Below are 21,450 nucleotides of genomic sequence, written 5' to 3'. Positions count from 1 at the left end.
TAGAGCATGCTCGAAGTCAAGCCGCCGAGCGCCGAGCCTGCGCGGGCGGGCCTGAGCATCGCCGAGGCCGCCCGCCGCACCGGGGTCAGCGTGCACACCCTGCGCTACTACGAACGTGCCGGCCTGGTCGTCACCGCCGTCGACCGCACCGCCGGCGGCCGGCGGCGCTACCAGCAGCTCGATCTGGACTGGATCACCGTCTGCACCAGGCTGCGGGCCACCGGCATGCCGATCAAGACGATCCGGCGCTACGCCCAGCTCGTGGCCGCCGGTCACGGCAACGAGGAGGAGCGGCTCGCGCTCATGGAGTCCCACCGCGCCGACGTGCTCACCAAGCTCGCCGAGCTCCGGGAGAACCTCCAGCTCATCGACCACAAGATCGACGTCTACCGGGGGCGGCTCGCCGCCGGCGACGCCGACCGGCTTTGGGCGCCCGTGCGCTAGGCGTTCGGACGGCTCAGGCGGCTCTGCCTCGGTGCGCGGCGCGACGGCGCACCAGGTCGGTGACGGAGGGCAGTTCGGCCGGGGGTTTGAGCCGTGAGTGGTCGGCCAGCAGGCGGTGTTCGAAACGTTCGAGCACGACGGCGGCGGCCAGCAACGCGGGCGCGAACAGCAGGACGAACCACACCATGGCCGGGCTCCTCACTCGCGCGCGGCCGGATGGCGCGGTGCGCGACCAGTGATCACGATCGACATGACCCGCCAGTACCCCGGTCGGGCCTGGGCTATGCGCTCGGTGACCAGGTACGCCCGGACGGGTGGCGCCCAAGTGAGGCTTTTGACGAAGGCGGGCGATCCTCTCCTTACGGTTTGCGCTCGCACGAGCAAACCGCCTGTTCAGAGCCCGTGAGTGGTTAGCGGTGCTATGACACCGCTAACCACTCACGGGTTCTGACCTGCGGATACGTCAACGGTCTGGTGCTGGTCGGACGTCGAGCGGGACGCCAGTCCGGTAGTTCCTTGATCGAAAACGGACTTGCGTCCCGTTCGACGATCAGCTCAGGCTTTTGGTGAAGAAGACGCGGTTGAAGCCGTCCTGCGCGGCGCGATGGGTCTCGACGTAGCCGCGTCGTGGGTAGTAGGCGAGGTTCTCCGTCATCGCCTCGTTCGTGTAGAGCCGGATCGCGTTGAGCCCGAGCGACCTGGCCTGGGTCTCCGCGAGTGCGAGCAGCTCGGCGCCCACGCCGGTGCCCTGGAAGTCCGGGTCGACCGCCACGTTCTCCAGCAGCAGGTGGTCGGCCTCCGGGATCAGCACCAGCAGGCCGGCGATCCGGTCACCGTCCTCGGCGACCCAGACGTGTCCGTCGGCCACCGCGGCGGCGTAGTCGGCCGCCATCGGCGCTGGCTCGCGGCCGATCCTGGGGACGTATGCCGCGTACGCTCGCCGGGCCAGCTCGCGCAGCGCCGGCACGTCCTCGGTGTGGGCAGGTCGATGAGGCATGGTCACACGCTACGACGAGACCCGGCGTGGCGGCGGCGGAACGCGGCCGCGCGGGCACGGTTCTGGCAGGTCGTGGAGCAGTAGCGGCGGTCACGGGTGGGCGAGGTGTCGATGTAGACGTCGGCGCAGCGGCTGCCGGCGCAGGTGCCGAGCCGGGTGAAGCCGTGCCGGTCCAGGTGGTCGCGCAGCGTCAACGCCGCCGAGGCGAGCAGCGCATCGCCCGGCCGGTCGACCGCCCAGAGCGCCTCGGGCCGGCCGTCGGCGAGGACGACGAGGGGGACCACGGCGGTCTCGGTGAGCAGGACGTTCACCAGCTCGGCGGCCTCAGCGGCGGTGGCCGAGGCGAAGATCGGATGGACCCGGTCGGCCACCCGCCGCGGCGCGTCGTCGTCAAGGCCTCGGCCCGATGGATACGGCCGGTCCCGCTCGCCGGCGACCTCGCGGGGGACGGTCCCCCACTCGTTGACGATCTCCACGAGCGTCGCGGGCGCCATCGCCCGAACCGTGACGGCCACGCCGACACCGTAACGCACTGGCTCCATCTTGCGCGTTGCGACGGGCGCTCGATAACGTACAGATGACGTCTAGTGCGTTACTTGGAGGGCCGTCATCCTCGACCCCGCGGTGTTGCCCGGATTCCTCGCCGCCGTGCTGGTGATCGCGATCGCGCCGGGGCCGGACATGGCCTACATCGTCGCGGTAGCCGCCGACCGCGGCCGGCGGGCCGGGGTGGTCTCCGCGGCGGGCATGGCGCTGGGCATGGCGGTGCACGTGACGGCGGCGGCGCTCGGCCTCGCCGCCCTGGTCTCCAGCGCCTCCTGGGCTCTCGACGTCATCCGACTGGCCGGCGCCGGGTATCTCGGATGGCTCGCGGTCGACACCCTGCGGTCGGCCAGGCGCGCCGGGCTGACCGCCCGCACCCCGCCGGCCTCCCGGCGAATCCTGCGCCGCGCCGTCCTGACCAACCTCGCCAACCCCAAGATCATCCTCTTCTTCGCGGCGTTCCTACCGAGCTTCGTCAGGCCCGGTCACGGCCCCGTCACCGGGCAGCTGTTGACGCTCGGCCTGCTGTTCCTGCTGGTCGGGTTGGCGGTCGACAGCGTCATCGGCCTGGCGGCGGGGCGGCTCGCGGCGACCCTGGCGCCCGGCGGCGCCGCCGCGACCGTCGTGAGCGTCGGGGCGGGGGTCGTCTTCGGCGGGCTCGCCGCCGTGCTGCTGGCCGACGTCCTCGCCGGCTGAGCCCGGGCGCAGCCCTTGACACCCCTGCAACCCGTCCTCAAAATGTAAACTGTTTACACTTTGCGGCCTCTGGAAGGAGCACGATGGCTCAGCTCGGCGGTGTGATAGGCGCGTTGTCGACCCCGTTCACCGAGAACGGCGAGCTCGACCTGGCCCGGCTGCGTGACCACGTCGACTTCCTGATCGACAACGGCGTGCACGGCCTCGTGCCAGGCGGCAGCACCGGCGAGTTCGCGGCGCTGACCCTGGACGAACGCAAGCGGCTGCACGAGGTGGTGCTGGAGCACACCAACGGCCGGGTGCCGGTGGTGCCGCAGACCGGGGCGACCAGGACGGCGGACGCGGTGGAGCTGTCCCGGCACGCGGGCGAGCACGGCGCCTCGGCGGTGCTGGCCGTGCAGCCGTTCTACGAGCCGCCGACCCGTGACGAGGTGATGGACTACTTCGAGGCGGTCGGCCGGGCGGCGGGCGTGCCGGTGGTCGCGTACAACCTGCCGGCGGTGACCGGCATGAACCTGGATAGAACGTTCTATAACGATCTTCTCGCCCGCACCGACGCCGTGCGCTACGTCAAGGACACCTCCGGTTCCCTGGAGCAGGCGTTCGACCTGATCTTCAACCTGGGCGACCGGCTGTCCGTGTTCGTCGGCTGGGACACGCTGGTGCTGCCGGCGTTCGCGGCGGGGTCGGACGGCACGATCCTGGGCGCCGTCAACTTCGCGCCGAAGGAGTGCGTGCGGCTGTGGGAGCTGGCCAGGGAGGGGCGGCAGGCCGAGGCGCACGAGCTGTTCCGGCGGCTGTGGAACGTGCTGGACTTCCTGGGCAAGGAGGGCTACGCGGCCAGCGCCAAGGCCGCCGCCGAGCTGGTCGGCGTGCCGCTGGGGCCGCCCCGCGAGCCCTACCGCCGGCTGCCCGAGCACAAGATCAAGGTGCTGACCGAGCTGCTGGAGCGGGCCGGCCTGCGCGGCTGAGCGGCCCACCTGCCAGGCCGTGTTGAGGAAGTCCAGGTCGATGGGCTTCGTGATCCAGGTGGTTCCTGGCAAGGCGGAGGTGAGCCCGGGTACCGGGGTTGTACCCGGGCTTGCCGACAACGCCGCCAGGGGCCGCCTGGGCGCGAAGACCGCGATCAGGGGCTTTCTCAACACGGCCTAGCTCCGCCGCAGCGAGATGGTGATGTCCCCACCGAGCGGGTCGGCGGAGCTGAGCAGGTCGCTGGGGACGCGGAAGACTCGGCCGGGGGAGGCCGGCCAGGGCAGCACGCGGTGCGCGATCCGGCGGCCGCCCTGGTGCAGCTCGACGCGCGGCAGGCGCACGTGCTCGTCGGTCCACAACAGCAGCCGGTGCCTCGGCGGCGCCGGGTCGTTCGCGCGCAGCAGGCTGGGGGCCACCCAACGCAGCGGCCGCTCCGCCCGGATCCCGATGGCCGGTGCGGCGAGCTCGCCGGGACGGTGGAGGTAGCGCAGCACCTGGTCGGCGACGTGCCGGCCGTCGAGGGCCGCCACGTCGGCGGTGTCCACGGCGTGCACCAGGTTCCCGGCCGCGAAGACCCCCGGCCGGCTGGTGCGCAGCGCGGTGTCCACCCGGGGGCCGAGGGTGGCCCCGTCCAGTTCGAGCCCGCCGAGGCGCACCAGCTCGTGGTCCGGGATCCAGTCGCCGGTGAACACCACGATGTCGCACCCGACCCGCCGGCGCGCCCCGGTTGCCAGGTCCTCCAGCTCGACCGCCTCCACCGAGGAGCCGCCGATGATCCGCGCGACCCGGCTCCGCGCCGCCACCGGCGTGCGCAGGCCGACCCGTCCGAGCAGGGTGAACGCCGCGTAGGCCTTGGGCCGGCGGTGGCGGCTGACCATGAGCACCGTCCGGCACCCGGCCGCCCGCAGCGTCAGCACCGCCGACCAGCTGACCAGCTCGGCGCCGACCACCACCGCGCGCTCGCCCACCCGGCCGTGGTGCAGGTGCACCAGGTTCTGCAGCTGGCCGGTGGTGAGCACGCCGCTCGGCCGGTCACCGGGTACCAGCCGCGCCGCGCGGGGCCGCTCGCGGGCGCCGGTGGCCAGCACGATCGCCTCCGGTGTGAGCAGCGCGCGCCCGTCAGGGCCGGTCACCTCGAGGGTCCGCTCGCCCGCCCAGCCGGTCACGCTGGTCTCGGTCCGTATCGTCGCCCCGGCCCGGACGGCCGCGCGCACCAGCCGCCGCGCGTACGCCGGCCCGCTCAGGAACGTCCGCAGGTCGCGGATGCCGTAGCCAGGGTGGTCGCTGTGCCGGGGGATGCCGCCCGCATGGCGTTCCCGGTCCAGGACCAGGACCTCGCCGCCCACCCGACCGGCCAGCCGGGCGGCGGCGGTGAGTCCGGCCGGCCCGGCACCGACGATCACCACGGCGGGTCCGGTCACCGGTGCCCGCCCGCAAGCTCGGCCACCCGGGCGGCGCAGTAGAAGCCCTGGCAGCGCCCGTTCATGGCCCGGGTCCGCCGCCGCAGCCCGCCCAGCGTGGCCGGCGGGATGGTGGCGGCGTAGGCGTCGCGGATCTCGCCCTCGGTGACCCGCTCGCAGAAACACACCAGCCGGCCGTACGCCGGGTCGGCGTCGATGCGGTCGGCATCCTGGTAGGGCCGGGTGGACGCCTCGCCCAGGTTGGGCATGGCCGGTGGCGGCGGGAGCCCCCGGCGCGGGCGCAGCGGCAGGCCCGCCCCGGCGAGCAGGTCGCGCACGTGCTCGCCGATGGCCATCGACGCGGTCAGCCCGGTGGAGCGGATCCCGCCGACCAGCACGTACCGCCGGGCGGGGTCCGCCTCGACGAGGTAGTCGGGGCGGTCGATCGCGGCCCGCACCCCGGCGTAGCTCGCGGTCACCTCCTCGTCGAGCAGGGTGGGCATCAGGGCGCGTCCCTTTCCGAGCAGGAACTCGACGCCGCGCTCCGAGGTCGCGGTGTCCGGGCCGCCGGTGAGGTCCTCGGAGGTGGGGCCGAGCATCACGTTGCCGTAGATCGTCGGGCTGATCAGCACGCCCTTGCCCCGGGAGCTGGGCACCGGCAGCACGATGCGCGGGGCCAGCGGGCGGGCCAGCTTGTCGAACACCAGCAGCTCGCCCCTGCGGGGGGTGACGGTGAACCTGCCGTAGCCGAACATCCGGTCCAGCTCGGCGCCGGCCAGCCCGGCGGCGTTGACCACCCACCGGGCCCGCACCTCGCCGCCGGTGGTGGCCAGCACGGTGGCGTGCTCGCCGACCCGAGCCGAACCCACCGAGTGGCGCGTCAGCAGCGCGGCGCCCCGGCGGACCGCGTCGGTGGCCAGCGCCAGGGTGGCGGTCCAGGTGCAGGTGATGGACTCGTCGGGCACCGTCAGCCCGCCGAGCGCGCCCGGGCCGAGCGCGGGCACCTGGCGGTACACCTCGGCGGTGTCCACGATCACGCACTCGCGGTAGCCGTTGCGGATCGCCTTGGCGCGCAGCTCGGGCAGGGCGGCCAGCTCCTCGGTGGTCCAGGCCACCAGCAGCGCGCCGGTGCGCTCGACGGGGATGCCGGTGCGCTCGGCGTAGCGGCTGAGCAGGTGGAACCCGTCGCGCACCAGCCGGGACTCCAGCGTGCCCGGGGTGGCGTCGAACCCGGTGTGCAGGATCGCGGTGTTCGCCTTGCTGGTGCCGTCGCCGACGTCCTCGCGGGCCTCGACGAGCGCGACCGTCAGGTCGTGGCCGGACAGCTCGCGGGCGATCGCGGCGCCCACCACGCCGGCGCCGACCACCGCCACGTCGTAGGTCGTGGCAGCGCTCATCGGCGCACCGGCAGCGTCGCCTCGGCGGTGGCCAGCCAGCGCTCCCGGAACTCCCGCGTGCGCCGCTCCGGCCACCGGGGTTCGAGCACCCGCGATGGGCTCCACCCGGGCACGGCGTCGGCGAGGGCCAGCCCGGGTTCGACGGCCAGCCTGGCCAGCGCGGCCGCACCGAGCGCGGTGGCGTGCGGCGAGGGGTACACCTCCACGGGTATCCGCAGCAGGTCGGCGATGGCCTGGGAGACGGCGGCCGAGCGGGTCAGCCCGCCGTCCACCCGCAGCCGGTCCGGCGGCGTGCCGAGGTCGCGCGCGACCAGGTCGACCAGCTCGGCGATCTGGGCGGCGATGCCTTCGACCACGGCCAGAACCAGGTGTTCGGCGCGGGTGCTCAGGCCCATCCCGACGAACGCCGCCCTGGCGTCGGACCGCCACCACGGCGCGGCGAGGCCGGCCAGGGCGGGCACGCAGAGCACGCCGTCGGTGTCGTCGACGCCCAGCTCGTCCAGGTCGGTCAGCCGGTCGAGGAGGCCGAGCTGGCGCACCCAGTCCAGCGCCGAGGCCGCCGTGTACACCTGCCCGTCCACACACCGCGGCGTGCTCCCGCGCGCCCGCCAGGCCACCGAGGTGGTCAGCCCCGTCGCCGAGGGAACCGTCCGCTCACCCACGTTGACCAGCAGAAACGCACCCGTCCCCAGGGTGCACTTGGCGTCGCCGGCCGTCGTGCAGCCCTCCGCCAGCAGCGCGGCCTGCTGGTCCACGACGAGCCCGGCCACCGGAACCAGGTCACCGAACGCGCCGGTCTCGCCGACCACCTCGTCGCAGCCGACGATCCGCGGCAGCCGCTCGTCCGCGAGCCCGAACAGCTCCAGCAGCTCGCCGTCCCAGTCCGCCGTGTCCAGCCCGGTGAGCAGCGAGCGGCTCGCGGTCGCCGCATCGGTGACGAACTCGCCGGTCAGCTTGTGCACCAGCCAGGTGTCGGTGGTGGTGACCACGCCCCGGCCGGTCAGCGTGCGCCGCAGCCAGGCCATCTTCGGCGCGGAGAAGTAGGGGTCCAGCACCAGGCCGGTGCGCTGGGCGATCCGCTCCGCGTGCGCGGACAGCTCGGCGCACACCGCCTCGGAGCGCCGGTCCTGCCAGACGATCGCGGGCGACAGCGGCTCGCCGGTGGCCGGATCCCAGGCCAGGACGGTCTCGCCCTGGTTGGCCAGCGCCACCGCGCGCACCTGGCCACCGGCCCGCGCCAGCGCCCGCCGCCCGGCGGTGAGCACCGAGTCCCACAGCGCGCCAGGATCGTGCTCGACGCCGCCGCCCGGCAGGTACCTCGGCCGCACCGGCTCCTCGGCCACCGCGAGCGCCGCGCCGGCGTCGTCGACCACCACGGCCTTGGTCGCCGACGTGCCCTGGTCGATCGCGAGGATGCTCACGAGCCCACCGACCCGGCGTGCACGGCCGCCCCAGCCCGCTCCAGCGCACGCGCAAGCTCATCGTCCGGCGGTCCGTCGGTGATCAGGCCGGCCAGCGCGTCCAGCCCGCACACCCGGTGCGGCGCCACCCGGCCGTGCTTGGCCGCATCGGCCAGCACGAACGCGCGCTGCGAGTTCGCCAGGATGGTCCGCCGGGTGGCCACCTCGTCGAGGTGGTAGTCGGTCAGCCCGTGCGCGGCGTCCAGCCCGCCCGAGCCCAGGAACGCCACGTCCGCGTGCAGGTCGGCGAAGAACCCGACGGCGTGCGCGTTGGACAGCGCCAGGTCACCGCCCCTCAACCGGCCACCGGAGACCAGAACCGTGAGACCCGGCCGGCCGACCAGCTCGGTGGCCGCCAGCAGCGAGCACGTCGCCACGGTTCCGTGGAAGTCGGCGGGCAGCGCCCTCGCGACCTCCAGCGCGGTGGTGCCCACGTCGATGATCACCGTCTGGCCGGGGGAGACCAGCCCGGCCGCGAGCCGCCCGATGACGACCTTGGCCTCGGTCCGGGTGACCAGGCGCTCGCCGAACGAGGCCTCCTCGCCGGTCGCCGCCTTCGCCTCGACCGCCCCGCCGTGCACCCGCCGCAGCTCGCCCCGCCGCTCCAGCTCGGCCAGGTCGCGCCTGATCGTCTCCGGTGACACGTCCAGCCGTTGCACCAGGTCGTCGGTGCTGACGGTGCGCATCGAGCGCAGCAGGTCCAGGATCCGGCTGTGCCGTTCGGCGGGTAACACGCGGCCGGCCTCCGTGGGTTTTCGACGTTTTCTGCCTGAATTTGCCTGGAACTGTGGACTATCGAGGACTTGGCTGTCAAGCTGTGGCCGCTTGCGTTGACAGCCGCCCGGCCACCGGACACGATCCGCTGTCAACAGTTTGCACTTACGTCCCGTCCCCGGAGGGCTCTCGGCACAAGGCCAAGGGAGAATCATGAAGTCGTCGAAGAAGACGTCGCTGCTGATCCTGGCGATGATCGTCATCAGCCTGGTCTGCGGATATCTCGGAGCGGGGGCCCGAGGCGGCGGTGGCGGTGGCGGGTCCGAGTCGCCGAGCGGGGACTGGATCGCCCAGGTCAAGCAGCGGGGCGAGCTGCGGGTCGGGGTCGCGGCCTTCCCGCCGATGGTCACCCAGAACGCGGACGGCTCGTGGAGCGGGCCGATGCTGTTGCCGCTGCAACAGCTCGCCGGCCAGCTCAAGGTCAAGCTGACCCCGGTCAGCGCGACCTGGGGGACCATCGTGGCCGGCCTGCAGGCGAACCGCTACGACATCGCGGCCGGCCTGGACGTGACCCTGGAGCGCTCGCTGTCGATCCAGTTCGCCGACCCGTTCTACAAGGACCCTGGCGTGTTCGTGGTCCGCAGGGACTCCGAGTTCGCGACCAGCGAGCAGATCCTGGGCGCCAAGCAGCTCATCGCCGCCTCGCAGGGCTCCGCGCACGAGGCCGCGGTCAAGGCGGCCGGCGCCACCACCCTGAGCGTGGACACCTGGCCCAACGCCATCCAGGCTGTCAAGGACAAGAGGGCCATCGCCGAGTTCACCGACCTGGGCACCGCCGAGGGCCAGGCCAGGGCCGACAACGCGCTGGCGATCGTGCGGGCCGACCCGCCGGTCTGGCTGGCCAACGTGGGCTTCGGGCTGCCCGCCGGGGTCGACCGCCGCTCGCTGGACACCATCAACGCGGCGATCCTGATGGCCCAGGACAGCGGCCAGCGTGACCGCGCCTTCGAAGAGGTCGGGTACGTCGGCGAGCACAAGCTGGGAGGCCTGGCGAAATGACGCTGCTGCTCGCCGCCGGGGACTACCGCCCGGACTGGTCGGTCGCGGCCGACGCGCTGCCGTTCATCCTCGAGGGCCTGCGCACCACGTTCCTGCTCACCGTGATCACCGTCGCGATCAGCATGGTGGCGGCCGTCCCGGTGGCGATCGCCCGGATGTCCGACTTCGAGCTGGTGCGCTGGGTCGCGCAGGGCTACATCGAGATCTTCCGCTGCACGCCGCTGTTGATCCAGCTGTTCTGGATCTTCTACGCGCTGCCCAGCCTGGCCGGCATCACCATCCCCGGGTTCACCGCCGCGATCATCGCGCTGAGCTGCAACCTGACCGCGCAGATGGCCGAGGCCTACCGCAGCGGGTTCCAGGCCGTTCCGGTGGAGCAGATCGAGGCGGCCCGGATGCTGCGGATCAGCCGGGTCGACCAGATACGCATGATCATCGTACCGCAGACGCTGCGCCAACAGCTGCCGGTGATCCTGTCGTTGAACATCAACTCGTTCAAGGACACCGCGCTGGTCTCGACGATCGGCGTCGCCGACCTGATGATGGCCGCCAACACGCAGGCCGTGCAGTCCTACCGGTCCCTGGAGATCCTGACGGTGGCCGCCGCGATGTACTTCGTGGTCGCGTTCCCGGTCTCGCTCGTGGTCAGCGCGCTGGAGCGGCGCCGGTCCGGCGGCGAGCCACCGCCGCGCGGTCGGTTCAAACTGCCGACCCTGGCGCGCGCGGGGGCCGGGACATGACGCCGCTGGTGTCGCTGCGGAGCGTGACCAAGTCCTTCGGCGAGCGGCCGGTGCTCGACGACGTGTCCTGCGAGCTGCGCGCCGGCGAGATCACCGTGGTGGTGGGCCGCAGCGGGTCCGGCAAGAGCACGCTGCTGCGGGTGATCGCCGGGCTGACCGAGCCGGAGGACGGCGTGATCGAGCTGGCCGGCGAGCGCGTCTTCGCCGACGGCGAGCACACCCCGGAGTGGGCGCGGGCGCGCGCGGTCATCGGCATGGTGTTCCAGAGCTACACGCTGTGGCCGCACATGACGGTGCTGGAGAACCTGGCGCTGGCGCCGACCCGGGTGCTCAAGGAGTCCCGCAAGGCGGTGCGGGCGCGGGCCACCGAGGTGCTCGACGAGGTGGGCATGAGCGGGCACCTGGAGAGCCGCCCGGCGCGGCTGTCCGGCGGCGAGCGCCAGCGGGTGGCGATCGCGCGCGCCCTGATGATGCGCCCGAAGCTGCTGCTCTGCGACGAGATCACCTCCGCGCTGGACCCGCCGGTGGCCGCCGAGGTGCTCGGCGTGCTCAGCCGGCTCAAGCGCGACGAGGGGATCAGCGTCGCGCTGGTCACCCACGACATGGCCTTCGCGGCGAAGGCGGCGGACCGGGTGCTGCTGTTCTCGAACGGCTCGATCGCGGTGGACGCCGACCCGAGGGAGGCGTTCGAGGCGTCGGAGAACCCGGAGCTGCGGTCGTTCGTCGACGCCGTCCGGTTCTGAGCGGAGGGACGCCTTGCACGACAGGGTGCACGACGTGGCGGTGATCGGTGGCGGGCCGGCCGGGATGGCGGCGGCCTGGCACCTGCGGGACCTGGACCTGGTGCTGCTGGAGGAGCGCCGGCGCCTCGGTGGCCGGCTGTACTCCGAGCCGCGCGGCGAGTACTGGCTGAACCTGGGCGGGCACCTGTTCCCGTCCGGCCGCTCGCACGTACAGGAGATCATCTCCGCGCTCGGGCTGCGGACGGTGGCCATTTCCGGTTCGAAGACGTCGCTGGAGTTCGGCGGGACGGTCTACAGCCCGCGCCGCGTCGAGTCGTACCCGTTCGTGCTGCCGATGACCGTGCGCGAACGGGTGGCGCTGGCACGGGCGGGGCTGCGGCTCGCCGCCGGCGTACGCGGGCGCCGGCCGCCCCCGGACGGCAGCTTCGCCGAGCTGCTCGGCCCGCTGCCCGCCCGGGTGGACGCGATCCTGCGCGCCGCCGGCCGCCGCGCCTGCGCCGAGCTGGAGCAGCAGAGCGCGAGCGTGGGGCTGTCGCTGTTCGGCACGCTGTGGGGCGACGGGGCCGACGGCGTCTCGCTGTCGGTGAACCTGGACGGCGGCTCCGGGCGGTGGGCCGAGGCGATGTCCGGGCTGCTCGGGGAGCGGGCGCGGCTCGGCGCGCGGGTGGTGTCGGCGGCCGAGCGGGACGGTCACCAGCTCGTGGTGTACCGGCGCGACGGGCGGGAGGAGAGGCTGCGGGCAAGGCAGGTCATCCTCGCGGTGCCCGCCCCGGCCGCGGCGGCGATCGCGAGCGAGCTCCCGGAGCCGGTGGCCCGGTGCCTGGCGGGAATCGGCTACGGCGCGTTCGTCTGCGCCGGAGTGATCACGAAAGAAACCGGCGCCATGCCGTGGGACGACATCTATGCCCTGGTGTCCGCCAGCTCGTGTTACGACATGTGGTTCAACCACGCGAACCCGCTTCGGACCGGTGGACATCGGGCGGACGGCGGCAGCCTGATGTGTTATGCCGGTGGCGCCCCGGCGGCCGCTTTCCTGGAAATCGAGGAAAGCGAGATTGCCTCGCTGATGCTCGCCGACATGCTCCGGATATTCCCTCGGCTGGACGGGAACATCGACGAGGTAAAGGTACAGAAATGGGAGCGCGGAAACGTCTATCGTCGCCCGGGTGAGGACCGTTCCGCGTTGCACGACTACGCGAACGCCCCCGGGCGGGCCGTGCACCTGGCCGGGGACTACTTCGGCGACCTCGGCAACATGGAGGTCGCGGCCGGCGCTGGTGCGGCGGCCGCCGGAAAGGTCCGCCACGAGCTGTCCCGCGCGAGCTGACATGGACGGGTTCGACCTGAACCTGCTGCGGACGCTGGATGTGCTGCTGCGCGAGCGCAACGTCAGCAGGGCCGCCGCCCGGCTCGGGCTCAGCCAGTCCGCGATGAGCGCCTCGCTGGCCCGGCTGCGCGCGGCGTTCGACGACCGGCTGCTGGTGCGCCGGGGCCGCGAGATGGTGCTCACCCCGCACGCCGAGCTGCTGCGCGAGCACGTGGCCGAGGTGGTGTGCGCCGCCTCCCGGCTGCTCGCCCTGGACCCCGCGTTCGAACCGAGCACCGCGCGGCGCACCTTCACGATCATGACCAGCGACTACGCCGCGCTGGTCGTGGTCCCCGCGCTGCTGGCCCGGCTGCGCACCCGGGCGCCGGGGGTCTCCGTCGACGTCCTGCCGCTGCGCGACGACCTCGCCGACGCGCTGCGCCGGGGCGCCGTCGACGTGCTGTTGATCTCGGAGTCGATCCGCCGCAAGGACGTGCCGGACACCGCCCGGCGGCCGCTGTTCACCGACCGTTTCGTGTGCGCCAGGTGGCGCGAGCACCCCACCGTGTCCGGTGACATCGACGCCGCCCAGCTCTCCGCCCTGCCCTACGTGGAGTACCGGCCCGGCGGCCTGACCAGCGCCGTCGACCGCGAGCTGGACGAACGGCGGATACCGCGCACGGTCGTGGCCCGCGCCGAGAGCCAACTGCTGGTGCCGCACCTGCTGCGCGGCGGGCCGCTCATCTCGATCATGCCGGAGCAGGTGGCCCTGCTGGCCGAGAGCGCGGCGCAGATCCGCTGGTCGCCCTGCCCGGTCCCGCTGCCGCCCATCGAGCAGACGGCAGCCTGGGACGCGCGCCGCGCCGACGACCTCGCCCTCGGCTGGCTGATCGACCAGCTCTGTGCGGCCTAGGCCGACTCGAGTTGTCGGACCGGCACCGCACAATGCCGGTGGCAACGAGAAGGAGGCCACGATGGCGGAGAACGTCCGGGACACGACCAACGACGTCGACAGCATCAACAGGCTCACCGGGAGCAGGAAGGCACGCCGCCCCCAGATCCCCGACAGCCACGCCGACCTGCTCGAGAAGAAGGGCTTCGCGCATGTCTCGTCGCTCGGGCCGGGCGGTGAGCCGCAGTCACATCCGGTGTGGTTCGACGCCTCCGGTGGACAGCTGCTCATCTCTACCGGCACCGACCGGCAGAAGTACCGCAACATCCGGCGGGACCCGCGAGTGTCGGTGTCGATCCTCGACCCCGACAACCCCTACCGCTACCTCGAAGTACGTGGCCGTGTGGTCGAGGTTGAGCCGGATCCGGACACAGCGTTCCTCGACCGGTTGGCGCGCAAGTACCTCAACCAGGACACCTACCCGTACGAGGAGAGGCGAAGTGTCGAGCGGGTGATCATCCACATCCAGCCCGATCATGTGGTGGCGGGCTGACCGTGCTAGAGCTGGTCGAGCCTGCGGTGGGCGGTCTCCTTCAGGGTCAGTGAGGCCGCCAGGGAGACCAGCGCGAACGCCACCAGCAAATACCCGGGCGCGATCGGGTCGGACAGCCGGTCGGCGACCCAGGTGGACAGGTACGGCGCCGTCCCGCCGAAGGCGGCCGAGGCCAGGCCGAACCCGAGCGACATGCCGGCGTAGCGGCGGCGGGTGTTGAACTGCTCGGGGAAGGTCGCGGCCGCCGCGCCCATGAACGCCCCGAGCGGGACGGTCAGCACGGCGGCGGCCAGCAGCGCCAGCGCGAACGCCCCGGTGGCCGCCACGTGCATGAGTGGCACGGCGGCCACCGCGAGCGCGACGCACGACCAGACCAGCACCGGCCGGCGCCCGACCCGGTCGCTGAGCGCACCGAACGGCGTCACCACCACCATCGCCACCACCACCGTGAGCATCGTGACGGCGGTCCCCGCCCCGGCCGAGAAACCGGCCTGCACCTGCAGGAACGAGGCCAGGTACACGAAGATCGTGTAGAAGCCGAACTGCTGCACGGCTGCCACCAGAAGGGTGCGGACGACGGCGCCGCCGTCGCGGCCGAGCACCTCCCTGGCCGGCGCGGCGGCCGTCTCGGACGCGGCCTCCAGGCGCCGGAACTCCGGGGTGTCCTCCACCTTGAGCCTGATGTACAGGCCGATGAAACCGGCCGGCAGCGCGAGCAGGAACGGCACCCGCCAGCCCCAGGCGAGCATCTGCTCCGGCGTCGTCACCGCGGTGAGCAGCAGCACCAGCCCGGACGAGCAGATCAGCGCGGCGAAGCTGGAGACGTGCCACATGCTGGCGTACCTGCCGCGCCGCCCGGCCGGCGCGTACTCGGTGAGGAAGGTCGCCGCGCCGCCCGGCTCGCCACCCGCCGCGAACCCCTGCACCAGCCGCAGCGCCAACAGCAGCAGCGGCGCGGCGACGCCGATGTCGCGGTAGCCGGGCAGCAGCGCCACCAGGAACGTCGCCCCGGACATCAGCAGGATCGTGACCACCAGCACCCGGCTGCGCCCGATCCGGTCGCCCACCGAGCCGAAGTACACCGCGCCGAGCGGACGGACTCCGAACGCGGCGGCGAACACCGCGAACGTCGCCAGCAGCCGCGCGACCGGGTCCTCGCCCGGGAAGAAAACGCTGGCGATCGTGGTGGCCAGATATCCGTAGAAGCCGAAGTCGAACCATTCGACGAAATTGCCGACGGAAGCGGCCAGCGTGGCCCTCTTGGCGTCCGCGCGAGACGGCGCCGAGCGGACGGAATCGTCACTGACTGCCACGACCGTCATCGTAGGGCGCGCCGAACACTCGCGGAACAGGCGTGTGATGGATAGCAGGTATTGACCGGACAGGAGCCTTTACGGATCGGAACCCTTTCGTCCAATAATGTGAGAATGCGGATGGACGCCCGGACATATGTGGCTCGATGGCTGGTCGACGGGCTCGGCGAGCGGGTGCGCGAGCATGGGCTGGTCACGGTCGAACGGGGGCGGATCGTCGAGGTGGGATCCGCCCGCTCGGGCCGGGTGTCGTCCAAGCACGACGTCGACCTGGGGGAGTGCACGCTGCTGCCCGGGCTCGTCGACGCGCACGTGCACCTGGTGTGGAACGCCGGGCCGACCCCGCACGAGGAGGTCGCGCTGGAGCCGTCCCCGGCCCGGACCGTGCTGCGCATGGCCCGCCGCGCCCGCGCGATGCTGCGCTCCGGCATCACCACCGCGCGCGACCTCGGGGCGACCGACTCGCTGTCCATCCCGCTCGCCGACGCCATCGACGCGGGCGACGTCGAAGGACCCACCGTGCTGGCCGCCGGCCGGGCCGTCGCGATGACCGGCGGCCACGCCTGGCACATCGCCAGCGAGGCCGACGGCCCCGACGCGGTCCGCCGCGCGGTGCGCGAGGAGATCAAGCGGGGCGCCCGGGCGATCAAGCTGATGGCCTCCGGCGGCGTGTACGACAGGACGGCGCGGATCGACCAGCCGCAGCTCACCGCCGACGAGCTGGCCGCCGGGGTGGCCGAGGCGCACCGGGCGGGGCTGGTGGTCGCGGCGCACGCCTACACGCCCACCGCGATCAACCTCGCCCTGGACGCCGGCGCCGACACCATCGAGCACGGCAGCTACCTCGACGAACCGACCGCGCTGCGGATGCGCGACGCGGGCCGCTACCTGGTGCCCACCATGATGGCCGCGCACCTCATCGCGCGGCGCGCCGAGCGCCTCGGTACGCCCGAGTACATGCGCCGCAAGGCCGAGCGGGTGCGCGACGCCGTCCGCGCCGCGGTGACCGCCGCACTCCGGATCGGCACCCCGATCGCGGGCGGCTCGGACTCCGGCGGCGCCGGCATCGACCACGGCCGGCTCGCGCACGAGGCACGCCTGCTCACCGAGTGCGGCGCCACGCCGCTCCAGGCCGTCGCCATCTGCACCAGCCACGCCGCCACCGCGATCGGCCTCGGCGACAGCCACGGCTCGCTGGAGGAAGGCAAGGCCGCCGACCTGCTGGCGGTGCGCGGAGACGTCTCGGCCGACATCGGCGCGCTGGCCGACGTCGTCCTGGTCGTCAAGGGCGGCTCGCCGACCGACCCGTGACGTGCGAGGCCGCGACGAGTGCGACGCGGTTCGGGCGCGAAGAGCGCCGCAATCGTGTGGCGTCGACGGGCTCCGACGCGACAGACTGCACGGCGCGACGCCGCACCTGCCGTCGAGGGGGACGATGGACGCGACAACACCCGAGGGCACCCGGTACCACCGGCTCGGAGTGGACCTCCGGTACCGCTGGTGGTCGCCCCTCGTCGAGCTCGTCATCGTCGGCGCGGTCGGGCTGGTGCTCTACGCGGTGGTCCTGTTCCTGGCCTTCGTGGCGTCCGGCATGGGCCCGCCGCCCGGGCCGTTCACGCAGTTGATCTTGGCCGTGGGATGGCGCGTCGTCCTGCTGCCGGCCGTCCTGGTGGCCGTGCTCGGGGTCAGGCGGCGCCTGGACACCGTGATCGGTGTGGCGGGCCACATCCGCTGGCGATGGCTCGGGTCCTGCGCCGCGCGGGCGCTGGTCGTCGTCGCGCTCGTCGCGCTCGCAAGGGTGTGGACGACCGGCGGTTGGAGACCGGAGAAATGGCCGGGCGACGCGGCCTTCGCGGCCTCGGTCGTGGTCACGCTCGTGGCCGCGCCGCTGTCGGCGGCGGGTTGGGAGCTCGCGCGCGGCTGGCTGCTGCAGGTGTTCGGCGCGTGGACCGGCCGGCTGTGGCCCTCGGCGGCGCTTGCGACGGCGGTGCTGATGGCCACGATGACGAGCACGTGGACGTGGGACGCACCGCTGGTCGCCACCAACCTGGTCGTGGGCCTGGCGATGTGCTGGCTGGCGTTTCGGACCGGTGGCCTGGAGGCCGCGGTCGGGCTGTACGCCGCCCAACAGGTCGTCTTCGCGCTCCTGCGGCAGAGCCAGGGAGTGCCGGCCCTGGCGGAGCTGGATCCCACCTTCCTCGAGCTGCTGCCGTTCGTGCTCGGGGTCCTCGTCTACGTGTGGTGGACAGCCCGTGCGGCCCGCCCCGCGCCGGCACCGTTCGGTGTGTTCAGCCGCTGAAGGCCACTCACGGGTCCGGTTTCAGCCAGGTGTCGGACAGCCGGTAGCCCTCGGGGAAGGGGTCGCTCGGGTCCAGGCCGACCTGGCTGATGTCGGTGATCCACGCGCTGCCGGCCACGCTCGTGATCGTCGCCGGGTAGCTGCCCACCGCGGTCGTCTCCTCCACGCGCGCCTCGAACCGGCTGCCGATCACGGACTCGTGGACGAACTCCTCGCCGGCACGCAGCTCGCCCTTGGCGTGCAGCACGGCCAGCCGCGCGCTGGTGCCGGTGCCGCAGGGGGAGCGGTCCAGCCGGCCCGGCGAGACGACGACCGCGTTGCGCGAGGTCAGCACCCCGTCCTCGCGGCGCAGCGGACCGGTGAACTCGGTCTGGGTGATGCCGGCGTGCCGAGGGTTGTCCGGGTGCGACACCTCAAGCTGCTCGGCGGCGGCGCGCTTGACCCGCTCGCCGACCACGCACAGGTCGCGGCCCTCGTCGGGGGTGAGCCCGAAGCCGAGGTCGGCCGCGTCGACCAGCGCGTAGGTCATGCCGCCCCAGGCCACGTCGACCCGGACCGTGCCGTGGCCGGGCACCTCGACGTGCGCGTCCAGGTGGTAGGCGAACGAGGGCTGGTTGGTGAACCGGACCGAGAGCACCTTGCCGTCCTGGCAGCGGCAGCGCAGCCGGATCAGCCCGGCCGGGGCCTCCAGCGCGAGGTCCGTCCACGGCTCGGTCATCGGCAGCATGCCGGTCTCCAGCAGCACGGTGGCCGTGCAGATGGTGTTGCTGCCGGACATCGCCGGGTACTCCTCCGACTCCGCGATGACGTAGCCCAGGCTCGCCTCCGGATGCTGGGTGGGCAGCACGAAGTTCACCACCTGCACCACGCTGCCGCGCGGCTCGTTGAGCAGCATCCGCCGCAGCTCGTCCCGATGCCGCTCCAGGTAGAGCTTCTTGTCGAACATCGTCTCGCCCGGCACGTCGCCCACCCCGCCGGTGACGACCCTCCCGACCTCACCGGCGGCGTGGCAGCCCACCACCGTCAACGTCCGCGACCAGCGCACCCGTCCTCCTCCCTCGTCGAACCCGGCCCCACTACGCCTTGCACAGCACCCCGCCGTCGACCACGAACGCGGTCCCGGTCATCGCCGACGAGCCGTCCGAGAGCAGGAACGCCACCGGCTGGGCGATCTCGACCGGCTCGATCGGCCGGCCCAGCGGCTGGAAGTCCGGCAGCGCCGCGTCCAGGGCGGCGCGGCCGCCGAGCCTGGTGTAGTGCGGCACGTTCAGGTCGGTGTCCACGAACCCGGGGCACAGGCAGTTCGCCCGGATGCCCTGCTCAGCATGGTCCAGGGCGATCGCGCGGGTCAACATCAGCACCGCGCCCTTGCTCGCGGTGTAGAGCGCGAGCTGCTTCTCGGCGGCCAGCGAGTTGATCGAGCCGAAGTTGACGATCGACCCACCGCCGTTGGTCGACACCATCGCCGGCACCGCGTGCTTGCACCCCAGGAACACGCCCTTCACGTTGACGTCGAACGTCGACTCGTACTCCGCCAGGTCGGCCGACACCGTGTCGTTCGGGATCAACACACCGGCGTTGTTCACGATCCCGGTCAGCTTGCCCCACCGGCCGACGGCCGACGCCACCGCGGCGGCCACGTCGTCCTCGACGGTGACGTCCGAGGGCAGCGTGCCGAACCGCTCCGAGTCCCCGACGGCGGCCGCCAGGTCGGCAAGGCCCTCCTTCGAGCGCCCGGTGGCCAGCACCGCCGCGCCCTGGTCGTGGAGGTGGGTGGCGATCGCCGCGCCGATGCCCCTGGTCGCGCCGGTCACGATGACGACCTTCCCGTCAAGCAGCCTCATCCCACGCCCTTCGCCTCGCTAAAGTGCAAACTGTTTACACTTCTTGATAGTGCCCAGCCGGGGAGGGCCTGTCAACAGAGGGGGCTAGTCGTCCAGGTCGCGGGCGATCTTGCTGGCGTGCACGGCGGCCCTCTCGACGTGGTCGGCCACCTCGCGGGAGATCTCCTGGAGGTCACCGTCGAGCAGCAGGGCGGTGAGCCGCTCGTGGGCCTTCACCAGGTCGTCCAGGCTGGTGAAGGTGGACGCGTCGAGCGCGAAGTAGACGCGCAGCTGCGACTCCCAGGAGCGCCAGCTGTCCAGCAGCAGCTTGTGCCCGGCGCGCTCGTAGAACATGCGGTGGATGCGCAGGTGGCAGTCGATGCAGGCGGCCACGTCGGCGGTCCGCGCGGCGGCGGTGAGGTCGGCCAGGCTCTCCGACAGCGCGGTGCGGCCGGCGGGGGAGCGCAGCCAGGGCAGGGCCAGCTCGATCGCGAAGGGCTCCAGCCGGACGCGCAGGGAGGCGATCTCCGCGATGGCCCGGGAGCCGACCTCCGCCACCACCGGGCTGCGGTAGGGCCGCCGGACGACCAGCCCCTCCTCCTCGAGCGCGCGCAGCGCCTCGCGCAGCGGGCCCCGGCTGAAGCCCAGCTCGGCGGCGACCCGCACCTCGTTGATGCGCGAGCCGGGCGCGAGGCGGCCGTCCAGGATGGCCGTGCGCACCGCATCCGCCGCCCTGGCCGAACGGGACTCGTGGTCAGCGGGCCCCACGCTGGTCACAGCCTCACCCGAATCAACTCCAGCCGGTGTCCGAACCGAGCCTCAGGGTAGCTGTCAACTGTTTGCTATCTCGCGGGGCCTGCCCCGGCTCGCGCCGGTCAGGTGTCGAGCAGCTCCTCGGCGGAGATGTCCTCGCCGAGGCGATGCGCGCGCGGTCGGTGTCGCTCAGGTCCGCGTTCTGAAGGAACCGCCGGGCGCCACCCGCGGGCGCGAACTCGAACGGGTAGTCCGTCGCGAACAGCAACCGGTCGACGCCGACCAGTTCGCGCGCCCAGCGCAGGTAGCGTTCGCTGAGCATTCCGCCGGGGTGAGCCCCACGTTGTGCCGGAAGCAGTCGGCCAGCGGCCGCCGCAACGTCACGAACGCGTCCAGCTTCTGGAGCCGCTCCAGGTAGAACAGGACCACCTCGCCCCAGTGCCCCACGATGACCCGCGGCCCGGGGAACCTCGAGGCCGACCGTGCGCACCGGGCCGCCCTACTCAATCCGGACGTTTTCCTCCGCATAATCTACCACCACGGAGGCCAGCTCGGCGAAGTCCTCGACCTGCAGGTCGGGGGCGTACTTGTCGTTGCCGAACGGGCGCCGTCGGCGGTTCACGAACGCGGTGCGCATCCCCGCCGCCTTCGCCCCGACGCAGTCGAAGGCATGGTTCGCCACGAACAGCACCTGATCCGGAACAAGATCTACCAGTTTCGCGGCGGTGGTGTAGGTGTCGCGGTGTGGCTTGAAGGACCGCGCCTCGGCGACCGAGATGACGCGGTCCCACAGGTGGTCGGTGCCCGAGTAGGGCACGCCGGTGGCCAGCATGTCCGGGTCGCCGTTGGAGAGAATCACCAGGCGCATGCCGTGCCTCTTGATCGCGGTCAGGGCCTCCACCACGTCCGGGAACGGCCTGAGCCGCTGGATCTCGGCGACCAGGTCCCTGACCTCGTCGTCGGTGTGCTCGATGCCGGCGCGCTCGAGCGTGTAGTGCACGGTCTGGCGGCCGATCTCCCGGTACGGGGTGTGGTCGCGGTGCAGCAGCGCGTCGATCATCGAGTTCTCGAAGTGGTTGCGGCGCCACCAGGTCACCACCCGCGACGGTGGGTTGTCGGTGTAGTTCTTGGCCCGCAGGTACGGTGTGATGGCCTCGGTCAGGCCGCCCTGCATGTCGACGACCGTTCCGTAGAAGTCGAACATCAGGGCTTTCGTCCCGGCGATGGTGTCCACTGCGCGCGCTCCTTAGGTTGATCTCGGCGGCCACGCTAGGTTCGGCGTCCGGGCCGGTTCATCGGACGATCGCCAGAACCCGCCGCCCCGGCATTGGGGGACCGCACATCGC

Annotated in this window: 24 protein-coding genes; 11 read left to right on the top strand and 13 right to left on the bottom strand. The window is 72.6% G+C overall.

Annotation, left to right across the window (positions count from 1 at the left end; translation table 11 throughout):
- Positions 1-6 precede the first annotated feature (6 nt).
- A complete protein-coding gene (locus N912_RS0106280; protein ID WP_028921771.1) occupies positions 7-444 on the top strand; it encodes a MerR family transcriptional regulator in 438 nt (145 codons plus the stop codon).
- 13 nt (positions 445-457) lie between these two features.
- On the opposite strand, the gene N912_RS63295 is transcribed toward N912_RS0106280, so the two are convergent.
- The 3 genes from N912_RS63295 to N912_RS65050 all read right to left on the bottom strand — a co-directional run bounded on the left by N912_RS63295 (position 458) and on the right by N912_RS65050 (position 1,956).
- Complete coding sequence (locus N912_RS63295) at positions 458-631, bottom strand: hypothetical protein (protein WP_156993203.1); 174 nt, start codon at positions 629-631, stop codon at positions 458-460.
- Positions 632-994: 363 nt separating this feature from the next.
- Complete coding sequence (locus N912_RS0106270; protein ID WP_028921769.1) at positions 995-1,441, bottom strand: GNAT family N-acetyltransferase; 447 nt, start codon at positions 1,439-1,441, stop codon at positions 995-997.
- Between the two features lie 2 nt (positions 1,442-1,443).
- Positions 1,444-1,956 (bottom strand): CGNR zinc finger domain-containing protein, encoded by a 513-nt coding sequence (locus tag N912_RS65050; RefSeq protein ID WP_211261136.1) that lies wholly within the window; start codon positions 1,954-1,956, stop codon positions 1,444-1,446.
- Positions 1,957-2,065: 109 nt separating this feature from the next.
- Here N912_RS65050 and N912_RS0106260 point away from each other — a divergent pair, with 109 nt between their 5' ends.
- Positions 2,066-2,680: a LysE family translocator gene (locus tag N912_RS0106260; protein WP_028921768.1), complete on the top strand. Its 615-nt coding sequence runs from the start codon at positions 2,066-2,068 to the stop codon at positions 2,678-2,680.
- Between the two features lie 83 nt (positions 2,681-2,763).
- On the top strand, positions 2,764-3,651 hold the full coding sequence (locus N912_RS0106255) for a dihydrodipicolinate synthase family protein (RefSeq protein WP_028921767.1): 888 nt from the start codon (positions 2,764-2,766) through the stop codon (positions 3,649-3,651).
- Positions 3,652-3,828: 177 nt separating this feature from the next.
- On the opposite strand, the gene N912_RS0106245 is transcribed toward N912_RS0106255, so the two are convergent.
- From N912_RS0106245 to N912_RS0106230, 4 genes are read right to left on the bottom strand one after another with little or no spacing between them, the layout of a single operon-like run.
- Positions 3,829-5,073 carry an NAD(P)/FAD-dependent oxidoreductase gene (locus tag N912_RS0106245; RefSeq protein ID WP_028921766.1) on the bottom strand — a complete coding sequence of 415 codons (1,245 nt, stop codon included), beginning with the start codon at positions 5,071-5,073 and terminating at the stop codon, positions 3,829-3,831.
- Positions 5,070-6,449 carry an NAD(P)/FAD-dependent oxidoreductase gene (locus tag N912_RS0106240; protein ID WP_028921765.1) on the bottom strand — a complete coding sequence of 460 codons (1,380 nt, stop codon included), beginning with the start codon at positions 6,447-6,449 and terminating at the stop codon, positions 5,070-5,072. The genes N912_RS0106245 and N912_RS0106240 overlap by 4 nt, the downstream gene beginning before the upstream one ends.
- Positions 6,446-7,870 carry an FGGY family carbohydrate kinase gene (locus tag N912_RS0106235; RefSeq protein WP_028921764.1) on the bottom strand — a complete coding sequence of 475 codons (1,425 nt, stop codon included), beginning with the start codon at positions 7,868-7,870 and terminating at the stop codon, positions 6,446-6,448. The genes N912_RS0106240 and N912_RS0106235 overlap by 4 nt, the downstream gene beginning before the upstream one ends.
- A complete protein-coding gene (locus tag N912_RS0106230; protein WP_028921763.1) occupies positions 7,867-8,643 on the bottom strand; it encodes a DeoR/GlpR family DNA-binding transcription regulator in 777 nt (258 codons plus the stop codon). The genes N912_RS0106235 and N912_RS0106230 overlap by 4 nt, the downstream gene beginning before the upstream one ends.
- 193 nt (positions 8,644-8,836) lie before the next feature.
- Here N912_RS0106230 and N912_RS0106225 point away from each other — a divergent pair, with 193 nt between their 5' ends.
- From N912_RS0106225 to N912_RS0106200, 6 genes are all read left to right on the top strand, one after another.
- On the top strand, positions 8,837-9,682 hold the full coding sequence (locus N912_RS0106225) for a substrate-binding periplasmic protein (protein WP_028921762.1): 846 nt from the start codon (positions 8,837-8,839) through the stop codon (positions 9,680-9,682).
- The gene (locus tag N912_RS49845) at positions 9,679-10,422 is read left to right on the top strand and encodes an amino acid ABC transporter permease (RefSeq protein WP_051579747.1); all 744 of its coding nucleotides are present in this window, start codon (positions 9,679-9,681) and stop codon (positions 10,420-10,422) included. The genes N912_RS0106225 and N912_RS49845 overlap by 4 nt, the downstream gene beginning before the upstream one ends.
- Positions 10,419-11,165 carry an amino acid ABC transporter ATP-binding protein gene (locus N912_RS0106215; protein ID WP_037062885.1) on the top strand — a complete coding sequence of 249 codons (747 nt, stop codon included), beginning with the start codon at positions 10,419-10,421 and terminating at the stop codon, positions 11,163-11,165. Before N912_RS49845 ends, N912_RS0106215 begins: the two co-directional genes overlap by 4 nt.
- Before the next feature lie 13 nt (positions 11,166-11,178).
- Positions 11,179-12,492: an FAD-dependent oxidoreductase gene (locus N912_RS0106210; RefSeq protein WP_028921760.1), complete on the top strand. Its 1,314-nt coding sequence runs from the start codon at positions 11,179-11,181 to the stop codon at positions 12,490-12,492.
- A 1-nt stretch (position 12,493) separates the two neighbouring features.
- Positions 12,494-13,384 carry a LysR family transcriptional regulator gene (locus tag N912_RS49840; protein ID WP_051579746.1) on the top strand — a complete coding sequence of 297 codons (891 nt, stop codon included), beginning with the start codon at positions 12,494-12,496 and terminating at the stop codon, positions 13,382-13,384.
- Positions 13,385-13,445: 61 nt separating this feature from the next.
- Positions 13,446-13,916 carry a PPOX class F420-dependent oxidoreductase gene (locus N912_RS0106200; protein ID WP_084210617.1) on the top strand — a complete coding sequence of 157 codons (471 nt, stop codon included), beginning with the start codon at positions 13,446-13,448 and terminating at the stop codon, positions 13,914-13,916.
- Positions 13,917-13,921: 5 nt separating this feature from the next.
- Here N912_RS0106200 and N912_RS0106195 read toward each other — a convergent pair whose 3' ends face one another.
- Positions 13,922-15,229 carry an MFS transporter gene (locus N912_RS0106195; RefSeq protein ID WP_169747820.1) on the bottom strand — a complete coding sequence of 436 codons (1,308 nt, stop codon included), beginning with the start codon at positions 15,227-15,229 and terminating at the stop codon, positions 13,922-13,924.
- Between the two features lie 120 nt (positions 15,230-15,349).
- Here N912_RS0106195 and N912_RS0106190 point away from each other — a divergent pair, with 120 nt between their 5' ends.
- On the top strand, positions 15,350-16,540 hold the full coding sequence (locus N912_RS0106190) for a metal-dependent hydrolase family protein (RefSeq protein WP_169747819.1): 1,191 nt from the start codon (positions 15,350-15,352) through the stop codon (positions 16,538-16,540).
- 124 nt (positions 16,541-16,664) lie between these two features.
- Positions 16,665-17,528: a CPBP family glutamic-type intramembrane protease gene (locus N912_RS0106185; protein WP_028921756.1), complete on the top strand. Its 864-nt coding sequence runs from the start codon at positions 16,665-16,667 to the stop codon at positions 17,526-17,528.
- 7 nt (positions 17,529-17,535) lie between these two features.
- On the opposite strand, the gene N912_RS0106180 is transcribed toward N912_RS0106185, so the two are convergent.
- From N912_RS0106180 to N912_RS0106160, 5 genes are all read right to left on the bottom strand, one after another.
- Complete coding sequence (locus tag N912_RS0106180; protein WP_028921755.1) at positions 17,536-18,573, bottom strand: proline racemase family protein; 1,038 nt, start codon at positions 18,571-18,573, stop codon at positions 17,536-17,538.
- 31 nt (positions 18,574-18,604) lie between these two features.
- Positions 18,605-19,372 carry an SDR family NAD(P)-dependent oxidoreductase gene (locus tag N912_RS0106175; protein WP_028921754.1) on the bottom strand — a complete coding sequence of 256 codons (768 nt, stop codon included), beginning with the start codon at positions 19,370-19,372 and terminating at the stop codon, positions 18,605-18,607.
- Positions 19,373-19,456: 84 nt separating this feature from the next.
- A complete protein-coding gene (locus N912_RS49835; protein WP_084210616.1) occupies positions 19,457-20,128 on the bottom strand; it encodes a GntR family transcriptional regulator in 672 nt (223 codons plus the stop codon).
- 13 nt (positions 20,129-20,141) lie between these two features.
- Positions 20,142-20,426: a hypothetical protein gene (locus tag N912_RS0106165; protein WP_028921753.1), complete on the bottom strand. Its 285-nt coding sequence runs from the start codon at positions 20,424-20,426 to the stop codon at positions 20,142-20,144.
- Positions 20,427-20,603: 177 nt separating this feature from the next.
- Positions 20,604-21,338 carry a haloacid dehalogenase type II gene (locus N912_RS0106160; protein WP_028921752.1) on the bottom strand — a complete coding sequence of 245 codons (735 nt, stop codon included), beginning with the start codon at positions 21,336-21,338 and terminating at the stop codon, positions 20,604-20,606.
- Positions 21,339-21,450: the final 112 nt, after the last annotated feature.

The organism is Actinospineispora acaciae DSM 45401 (assembly GCF_000620785.1).
GTDB lineage: Bacteria > Actinomycetota > Actinomycetes > Mycobacteriales > Pseudonocardiaceae > Pseudonocardia > Pseudonocardia acaciae.
Note: the sequence above shows the minus strand (reverse complement) of the source record. Positions and strands in the feature narration are given on the sequence as shown.